Source organism: Gluconobacter oxydans, from assembly GCF_006539685.1.
GTDB classification, from domain to species: Bacteria; Pseudomonadota; Alphaproteobacteria; order Acetobacterales; family Acetobacteraceae; genus Gluconobacter; species Gluconobacter oxydans.
The window spans coordinates 1-9023 of the sequence record NZ_BJNM01000048.1 but is presented as its reverse complement, the minus strand read 5'-3'; the positions used below and the strand labels follow the sequence as shown (position 1 = coordinate 9023).

Annotated in this window: 8 protein-coding genes; 5 read left to right on the top strand and 3 right to left on the bottom strand. The window is 62.1% G+C overall.

The features are described from left to right. From GOX01_RS11720 to GOX01_RS11710, 3 genes are all read left to right on the top strand, one after another. Window positions 1-529, top strand: a 529-nt coding sequence (locus GOX01_RS11720; RefSeq protein ID WP_141259260.1) for an NADPH-dependent F420 reductase, incomplete at its 5' end; no start/stop codon positions are given. A gap of 48 nt (window positions 530-577) precedes the next feature. Then, entirely contained in the window at window positions 578-2806 is a 2229-nt protein-coding gene (locus GOX01_RS11715) for a ComEC/Rec2 family competence protein (protein ID WP_011252825.1), read from the top strand. A 63-nt stretch (window positions 2807-2869) separates the two neighbouring features. Beyond that, window positions 2870-3379 carry a hypothetical protein gene (locus GOX01_RS11710; protein WP_011252826.1) on the top strand — a complete coding sequence of 170 codons (510 nt, stop codon included), beginning with the start codon at window positions 2870-2872 and terminating at the stop codon, window positions 3377-3379. Here GOX01_RS11710 and nth read toward each other — a convergent pair. After that, window positions 3376-4074, bottom strand: a complete 699-nt coding sequence (nth, locus tag GOX01_RS11705; RefSeq protein ID WP_011252827.1) for an endonuclease III — start codon at window positions 4072-4074, stop codon at window positions 3376-3378. The two genes, GOX01_RS11710 and nth, sit on opposite strands and share 4 nt — an antisense overlap. 167 nt (window positions 4075-4241) lie before the next feature. On the opposite strand from nth, the gene GOX01_RS11700 reads away from it, so the two are divergent. Both GOX01_RS11700 and GOX01_RS11695 read left to right on the top strand, forming a co-directional pair. Next, window positions 4242-6059, top strand: coding sequence for an ABC transporter ATP-binding protein (locus GOX01_RS11700; RefSeq protein ID WP_228119342.1), 1818 nt, complete (start codon window positions 4242-4244; stop codon window positions 6057-6059). 120 nt (window positions 6060-6179) lie between these two features. After that, on the top strand, window positions 6180-7559 hold the full coding sequence (locus GOX01_RS11695; protein ID WP_131973934.1) for an amidohydrolase family protein: 1380 nt from the start codon (window positions 6180-6182) through the stop codon (window positions 7557-7559). 7 nt (window positions 7560-7566) lie between these two features. On the opposite strand, the gene GOX01_RS11690 is transcribed toward GOX01_RS11695, so the two are convergent. Together GOX01_RS11690 and GOX01_RS13025 are read right to left on the bottom strand one after the other, a co-directional pair. Continuing rightward, window positions 7567-8790, bottom strand: a complete 1224-nt coding sequence (locus GOX01_RS11690) for a cation:proton antiporter (protein WP_131973933.1) — start codon at window positions 8788-8790, stop codon at window positions 7567-7569. Next, on the bottom strand, window positions 8778-9023 hold a 246-nt coding region (locus GOX01_RS13025), incomplete at its 5' end, for a hypothetical protein (protein WP_218023021.1). The genes GOX01_RS13025 and GOX01_RS11690, both read right to left, overlap by 13 nt.

The following is a 9023-nucleotide window of genomic DNA, read 5'->3' as shown; positions in this document are numbered from 1 at the left end:
AAGTGAGGCACAATCGCTGGCCACCTCGCTGGGCCCGCTCGCAACAGCCGGAACCCCCGCTCAGGCGGCGGCTTACGGCGACATCGTGGTCCTGGCTGTGCCCTATGGTGCCATCCCGCAGCTTGGTCCGCAGCTCAGCCGGACGTTGCTGGACAAGATTGTGCTTGATCCGTCCAATCCCTATCCGTGGCGGGACGGGCCTATTGCGGAGACTGCGCAGAAGGACGGGGCGGGTGTGACGACCCAGCGTTATTTCCCTTCGGCGCATGTGGTGCGGGCGTTTAATTCCATCGACATGACCACGCTTCGCTCTGAAGCGCATCGTGCTTTCCCTTTGCTGGCAGTGCCGGTTGCGGGAGATGATGCGGGGGCGGTGGCACAGGTGGAGGCTTTGGTGAGAGCAGCCGGATTCGAGCCTGTCGTGACCGGGAATCTTGCTACCGCGAAGCTGTTCCAGCCCGGCAGCACAGGTTTTGAACTGGAACAGGATGCTGCTGGTCTGAAGCAGACGCTTCACCTGTCGCAATAGAGCGCTGGGTCGCAGGATTCGCCTGACCCGACGGGGGAGGCGCGTCCTGTGGAAAAATCCGTTACGGTCCTGTCCGTGAAGACAGAGCCCCTTTCCGTTCCGGATCTTGATCTGCGCGAACTTCTGGCCCGTGTAGAGTCTCCTGACCCTGTACTGACGCCACCGCCCGCCATCATCCAGGCCTTTCTGGATCAGGGACGGCAGATGATCTGCTGGCTTCCGGTCGCGGTTGGGCTCGGGGCCATACTGTATCTGGTTCTGCCATTCGAGCCTTCCGTCCTGTGCGTTGTGCTCATCACGGTTTTGCCGATCCTGACGGGGGCTGCCTGTTTCTGGTGGGGCTGGCAGCAGCTGTTTCCGCGTCTGCTGGGATTCGCGCTGCTCTCTGCGGCGATCGGTTTTGGCGATCTGGCATTTCAGGCCCGGATGCAGCCGCCGATGCCAGCCCTTCCGACCCATGCGACCGTCCTGACCGGGCGCGTCCAGTCGCTGGAAATCCTGCCGCCCCGCAATGACGACGAGGATGACGGCCATCGCGTGACACTCGCGGATGCCGTGTTCGAGACGCCTGTCGATGCCGGGATGGCGCCGTTACGCCGGACGCTGCATATCCGTCTGCGCGATGATGACGACCTGCTTCCCGAGCCCGGAAGCACAATCCGCCTGCGCACCATGCTGCGTGCACCGCCACCGCCTTCCTGGCCCGGTGGGCGGGATCTTCAGCGGGAAGCCTGGTTCTCGGGGTTGGCCGGAAGCGGCTATGCGCTCGGTCCGGCCAGCCTTTCAGGCGCACCCTCCCATCAATCATGGCTTGAATCCCTGCGCGAAACCGTGGCTCTGCGCGCCAATGCGGCGCTGTCTGACCAGACGGCCGCCATTGCCGCGACGCTTCTGGCGGGAGAGGCGGGGAGCATCGACCAGCATACGCGCGAGACGTTTTCCGCTTCGGGGCTGGCACATCTTCTTGCCGTGGCCGGGCTGCATCTGGGGCTCGTGATGGCGGCTGTCATCGTGACGCTGCGCTGTGGTCTGGCGGCTATTGAATATGTCGCCCTGCGCTGGCCCTGCCGGCAGATCGCCGCTGTTGCCGGACTTCTGGCCGGGGCAGGTTATGTGATGCTGACAGGCGCGCATCTTCCCAGCCTGCGTGCGCTGGGCATGGCCAGTATTGTGACGCTGGCCATCGTGAGCGGGAGGCGCGTGCTGTCCATGCGGTCTCTGTCCATCGTGGCGCTCCTGATCCTGCTGGTTTCGCCGGTCTCGGTTGTCGATGTGTCGTTCCAGATGTCCTTTGCCGCCGTGATGGGGCTGATCGCGGGCTATGGTGCCTTGCGTGAGCCGCTTATGCGCCTGCGGGGCGAGGGGGAGTGGTATCGTGTTGTTGCCTCCCATTGTGCCGCGCTTGTCCTGACGAGTCTTATGGCCGGGCTGGCGACCCTGCCGGTCAGCATGGCGCATTTTGGCGCGCTTCAGCCCTGGTTTGTGCTGGCCAATCTTGTGGCCGTGCCGCTTGCGGCGGTCTGGATCATGCCGGTCGGGCTTCTGGCTCTGGTGGCGATGCCGTTCCATGCCGAGGCTCCGTTCCTGAAACTCATGGGGATGGGAATCCGTATCGTGCAGACACTGGCGGAGCGTGTGGCGGCATTCCCGATGGCGCACCAGCCTGTTCCCGCCATGCCGGGCTGGGGCCTGCTTCTGGTGATGCTCGGGCTGTGTTTCCTGTGCTTGTGGAAAGGCAGGGTATGTCTTGCTGGTCTGCTCCCCATCGCGGTCGGGCTGGCCTCGATCTGGCTGGCCCCGAAGCCGGATGTTCTCGTTTCTCCGGATGCGGGGCTGATGGCCGTGCGTCGTCAGGGTGTGCTTCTGGTCGGATCTCATTCCAGTCTTCAACGCCGCACATTGGAAGACTGGCAGCAGGCCCTTGCCCTTCCCACGGCGCCGCTACCGTCAGACTGCCTGTCGGGTCCGTGCCGTATGTCTCTTGGTGCACAGACTGTCCTGCTGCGTGTGCGTGATGCTTCGGATGGCAATACGCTGCCGACCATGGAGCAGTGCGAGGGCGTGAGCCTGTTCATCAGTGCCTCGCCTGCGCGGAAAGGCTGCCCGGATGTGCCGTCCATTGACCGGTTTTCGGTCTGGCGGGACGGGGCTTACAGCGTCTTCGCCGGAGATCCGCTGAAGGTCGTGTCGGACCGGAGCTGGCGCGGAAACCGTCTCTGGGTGCCACCCGTAGGCTGGCATGGCATGCCCAACCTGCCTCTGGCCCAGTCCGAGTGAGCTCTCTCAACCTTTTGGAAAGCAATCGCCCTGTAGGATCGCCGCACAAGGAGGTCCGCTATCGTGGCTTACAAACCCGCAACGGGCGTTCTGCTCGTGCTTGCACTGATGGTTGCCGTCCCGGCACAGGCTGCTCCCGCCGTGATCTGGGAAGGGCTGGCTCTGGGTATGAGTGTTCCGGAAGCAAAGCTTAGCCATCCGGAAATGATGGCGCTGCCCACCCCGGTGCCGCGGGCGGGTTTCGCGCGCTATGTGATGCAGGGGCCGTCGATCGGGTCCTGCCTGTCGAATGTGGATGTGAATTTTCTGGGCGGCCGTCTGGCTTCGGTGGAGGTGCATGCCCTGACGGATACGGATTCCGGCGATGTCCGGATCTGTGCCGAGGAATGGGGACGTGCGGTCAGGCAGAAATATGGCCAGCCGCTGTTCGATATCCGGACGCCCATGACGGAAAAGATTACCTGGAACGCCAATGGCTTTTCGGTCACGACCCACATGCAGGTCGTCAATACGGTTGTGGTCTATTCCGTCTCCTATCAGGCCTCTCGCCGGACAGCGGCCCAGATACTTTAGGTTGCAGCGGCTTTTCGTGCCGGCGGGGCCTGCATCCGTTTGTCCGGATAGAGGCACCATTTTGTTGCCGGGCAACGCCAGCATTCCGGTGCGCGTGCCTTGCAGACATAGCGTCCGTGCAGGATCAGCCAGTGATGCGCCGGGCGCAGCATGTCTTTTGGAATCCGCGCGACCAGCCCATCCTCGACCTGTCGCACGGTTTTGCCCGGTGCCAGGCCGGTCCGGTTGCCGATGCGGAAGATATGCGTGTCCACCGCCATCGTATCCGCCCCGAACGCGACATTCATCACGACATTTGCCGTCTTGCGCCCTACACCCGCCAGCGCTTCGAGCGAGGCGCGGTCGGACGGGACCTGTCCGCCATGACGCTCCAGCAACTGTTCGCATAGCAGGGCCACGTTATGCGCTTTCGCCCGCCATAGCCCGATGGTGCGGATATGCCGGGCGATGCCGTCCTCGCCGAGGGCTGCCATGGACGCTGGATCGGGCGCTTCCTCGAACAGGCCCTTCGTCGCCTTGTTGACGGATTTGTCCGTGGCCTGGGCTGAAAGCACGACGCTCACCAGAAGTTCGAACGGATTGCGGAACACCAGTTCGCTCTCCGCGTTGGGATTGGCCTCGGCCAGTGCGGTGATGAAGGCTTTTGCGGCCGCCTTGCTCATGGCCCGGCTTGCGGTTGCGGGGGCATCGGTCATGACAGGGGCTCCACCGGGATGTTTTGCAGGCTGTTGCGTCCGGTCCGGACAGACAGCAAGATACGGCAAAGTTCTGAAAATTCCATGCCATCACACCGTGGCCTGCCCTGCATGACCTCGCAGGCAGACAGACGGCGGAGCATTCTGTGTCCGATACTACCCCCCTCATGACCCGCCAGCAGAAGGAAGGCCGCAAGCAGGACGTGTCCTTCACGGAAGTCCTCTCCTTCGTCTCAAGTCGCTGGCGTCACCATCCTCTGCTGTTGTCGAAAACCCTTGGCGGCGTTGGTCTGGCCACCTTGGCCGATGTCTGCACGCCCATTCTCGCCGGGCGTCTGGTGGATGATATTTCCCGCCATGCCGCAGGCCCTGCCGTGCAGCAGACGGTCGAGCTTCTGCATCTGCGGGACGATGCGTTCCTGATGGTTACGGGGCTGATTGTCCTCGGGCTGGTCGGGCTGTTCGGGCGGCGTTCGTCCTTTATCGGGATTTCGCATCTTACGCTCGCCATCATGCACCGCATTGCCAATCAGGCGTTTGATCGCGTGCAGCGCTTTTCGACGGACTGGCATGCCAACAACTTTGCCGGTTCCACCGTGCGCAAGCTGACGCGCGGGATCTGGGCGATTGACACGCTGGACGATACGCTGCTGCTGCTGATTGCGCCTGAGGTGCTGGTTCTGGGGGGCACGACGGCTGTCCTCATGTTCCGCTCGCCGCTCATGGGATCGGTGCTGGCGCTGTCGGTCGTGCTCTTCGCCTGCCTCTCCATCACCCTGACCCTGCGCTATGTCGCGCCCACCGCCCGTGCTTCCAATGAATGGGACACGAAAATGGGTGCGGCCATGGCCGATGCTGTGACCTGCAACCCGGTCGTCAAGGCGTTTGGTGCGGAAGACCGTGAGGATGCGCGGCTCGACAGCATCATCCATGGCTGGCGTCAGCGCACTCTGAGAACCTGGATCCGCGGGACAAACAGCGCCAATCTTCAGGCTCTGGCGTCGCTGGCCATGCGGATGCTGCTGATCGGACTGGCTGTCTGGCTGTGGTGGGACGGTAAAGCTGGCCCGGGGGACGTGGCCTATGTGCTGACGATGATGTTCCTCGTGCAGGGCTATCTGCGCGATCTGGGGCAGCAGGTCAGCCAGGTGCAGCGCTCCGTCAACGAAATGGAGGAGTTGGTGGCGATTTTCCGCCGCGATCCCGCTATTCAGGACGCTCCCGATGCACAGAGGGCTCGCTTTACGAAAGGGGCCATCCGGTTCGAGCATGTGGACTTCCAGTATCCCGGACAGGCCAAGCCGCTTTATCATGACCTGAGCATCGATATCGCGCCCGGCTCCCGCGTGGCGCTTGTCGGGCCGAGCGGATCGGGCAAGACGACGCTGACCAAGCTGCTTCAGCGTCTTTATGACGTGAATGGTGGACGGATCGTGGTGGACGGACAGGATATTGCGCATGTCACGCAGGATTCCCTGCGCTCGCACATCGCTATTGTCCCGCAGGAGCCGATCCTGTTCCATCGGACGCTTGCGGAAAACATTGCCTATGCGCGCCCGGATGCCAGCCGTGCGGAAATCGAAGAAGCCGCCCGGTTTGCAAACGCTGCGCCGTTCATCGAGCGTCTGCCCGAGGGTTACGAAACCATGGTCGGGGAGCGTGGCGTGAAGCTCTCGGGAGGCGAGCGCCAGCGTGTCGCCATCGCCCGGGCTTTCCTGGCTGACGCGCCGATCCTGATCTTTGACGAAGCGACGTCCAGCCTCGATTCAGAGTCCGAATCCCTCGTGCAGGACGCCATGCGCCGTCTCATGCAGAACCGGACCGTCATTGTTGTGGCGCATCGTCTCTCCACGGTCATGGAACTGGATCGCATTCTGGTCTTCAGTCAGGGCGAACTGAAGGAAGACGGGACCCATGCCGCGCTGATCGAGCGGGAAGGCGGGATCTACCGGCGTCTGTTTGAGCTTCAGTCCCTGGAAGCCTGATACGGGAGCGGAAAGGGAAGGGGTTTTTGCATCCTTTCATGTCCGGCAGCGTTTCCCCGGTACTGGGTTTTCCCGGCCGGACGATGCATGCCCGACGGGAGCCACACAGGAGACCGCCGCATGACCATCCGTTCCGCTTTCGCCGCCCTGCTGCTCGCAACACCTGCCGCCCTGAGTGCAGGGAGCGCGATGGCCGAGCCGGTAGCGTTTGAGCATGCGCGGCTGATCGATGGAACGGGTGCCCTGGCACAGCCGGATGCGACGGTGGTTATCGATAATGGCACCATCATCTCCGTCGGCATTCCTGCGCCGGCCGAGGTGCGGCATGTGGATCTGACGGGCAAGACGCTTATGCCTGCCCTCATCAGCGATCACGTCCATGTCGGGCTTGTGAAGGGCACGGGGGCCAGTCGCGATAACTATACCCGCGCCAATATTCTTGCGGCCCTGAAGCAGTATTCCGATTACGGCGTTCTGACCGTCACGGCGCTGGGCCTGAACCGCTCTCCGCTTTTCGATACGCTGCGGCAGGAGCAGCATGACGGTCGCAATCCAGGCGCGGATCTGTACGGCGTGGATCAGGGTATTGGTGCGCCCGATGGTGTGCCGCCGGCGGCCATGGTCAAGGGCGTTGGTCCCGATCAGGTCTTCCGGCCCACCACGCCGGAAGAGGCCCGCAAGGACGTGGACCAGATGATCGCGGAACATACGGATCTGGTGAAGCTGTGGGTGGACGATTTTCGTAATGACGTCCCCGATGGCAAGACCTATCCGATGCTGCCCCCGGCCATCTATCAGGCTGTCATTGACGAAGCGCATCAGCATGGCACGCGGGTCGCAGTCCATATCCATGATCTTGCGGTCGCGAAGGCTATTGTTGCTTCAAAGGCGGACATCCTTGCCCATGGCGTGCGGGACCAGCCTGTTGATCATGATCTGATCGCCGCGATGCTCCGTCAGGGGACGTGGTACATCGCGACGCTGGATCTGGATGAGGCGAATTATCTTTATGCCGAACAGCCTGAACTGCTTTCCAATCCGTTCGTGCTGGCGGGTATCGATCCAGCCCTGCGCCGCGAGTTCACCGATCCAAAATGGCGTGCCGAGACGATGGCCAAGCCGCTGACCAAGGCCTCGCATTATGCACTGTCCGTCAATCAGAAGAATCTTGCCGTTCTGTATCGTGCGGGTGTGAAAGTTGGTTTTGGTACGGATTCCGGGGCTGCTCCGACGCGCGTCCCCGGCTTTGCCGAGCATCGTGAGCTTTACCTGACGGTGCAGGCAGGACTGTCGCCTGTGCAGGCAATCAGTCTCGCGACGGGCAATGCCGCAGCTCTGCTGCACCTGTCCGATCGTGGGGTGATTGCGCCGGGCCGCCGGGCGGATCTGCTGGTCGTGAATGGCAATGCCGATGAAAACATCGGTGCCGTGGATCAGATCGATCAGGTCTGGCAGCGGGGCACGCTCGTCAGCCACGGCCCCGTGCGTTCGAAGAACTGAGGAACGGTTATCCGGCGGTTTGGGGACGGGAACGCCCTGACACCAGCCGGAACATCGGTCCCGTCAGGGTCGTGGAAATCACGGCCAGAACCATCAGGGAGGCAAAGGTGAATTCCGAAATCATGCCATGCGCATGAAGGATGGTCGCTGCCACGATTTCCATCAGCCCCTTGCACTGCAACAGCGAGCCAATCCCCAGTGCTTGCCGGTGCGTCAGGCCCGGCGCGGGCGGGAAGATCCAGACGGCCAGGATCTTCGTGACGATGGCGATCACGACCAGCAGGAGCGAGGCTATGACCGACGGCCAGGTCAGGGCATCGCCGTCGATCCGAAGGCCGCTATGGCCGAAGAACATGGGGGCCAGCCAGATCAGGGAGAACGTACCCACTGCTTCCACCGGCAGGCGTCGGACCCAGCGTGGTGGCATGAGTGCGCCTGCGAAATAGGCGCCGATCAGCTCGTGCAGGCCTAGTTCATGGCTCGCCCAAGACCCTGCGGCGAGATAGGCCGGGACGGCCGCCCAGATGACCCAGATCGGCGGGTTTTTAAGGTTTCGCGTGGCCCAGCTGCTGAGAAAGGCCATACCGATCAGCAGCAGCACGGCCAGCCCCTCAAAGCCGGTCCAGCCATGCAGGGCGTCAGGTCCGCGCGCTGCAAATTGCAGGATGGCCAGTCCGATCCAGAGTGCGGCATCGTCCACAACCGCCAGCTTCAGGGCAAGCTGCCCGACGGGCCGATACACGGGTTCCAGTTCACGCACGATTCCGATCAGCACCGGCAGCGCGCTGACGGAAATGCACAGCCCGATCGACATGGCGCCGATCCAGCCATTCCCGTGTGGCGCCTGCCAGCCATGCAGCGGAAGGAAGAACAGCTTGACCAGAACGGTGCCGATAACGAACGGAATTCCCAGCGCTACCAGTGCGCTACACAGAAGGCGGCCCAGTGTCGGGGAGGGCAGGTTTGCGGCCTCTGGCGAATGGGTGGGGTTCTGCCACATCTCCAGCCCCGCGGTGAAAGCCAGGACCAGAACGGCCAGCCAGCCGATGTAATCGCCGTAAAGCGAAGGAATACCAATGGTCGAGGCTGGAAAATGCAGGACCGCCAGAAGAATGCCGACCAGAATGGGCAGGATGGCAATCGGAATGGAGCGTCTGAGCAGCTGCCACAGTCCCCACGGAATAAGGACAAATATAAATGCATCCGCAAACAGTGCTGTCACATTCCCCATGACGATCCCTTTTTTGTTTCAGGTGCGTGTAGGGTAACATGAAACATGGGGTTAACGAAAACTAATAACAAAACCTCAATAAAATATAAAAATACTTCAGAATTAAAACATACTGTTAAAATAATAATCGAGTTCGGAAAATCCGGGCTTCCGGGATGTTTTCCGGAAGCCCGTGCTTTCCTTATGCCTGGCTCAGTTTCTCGGCTTCGTCGATGTAAGCTCGCATGGCCAGG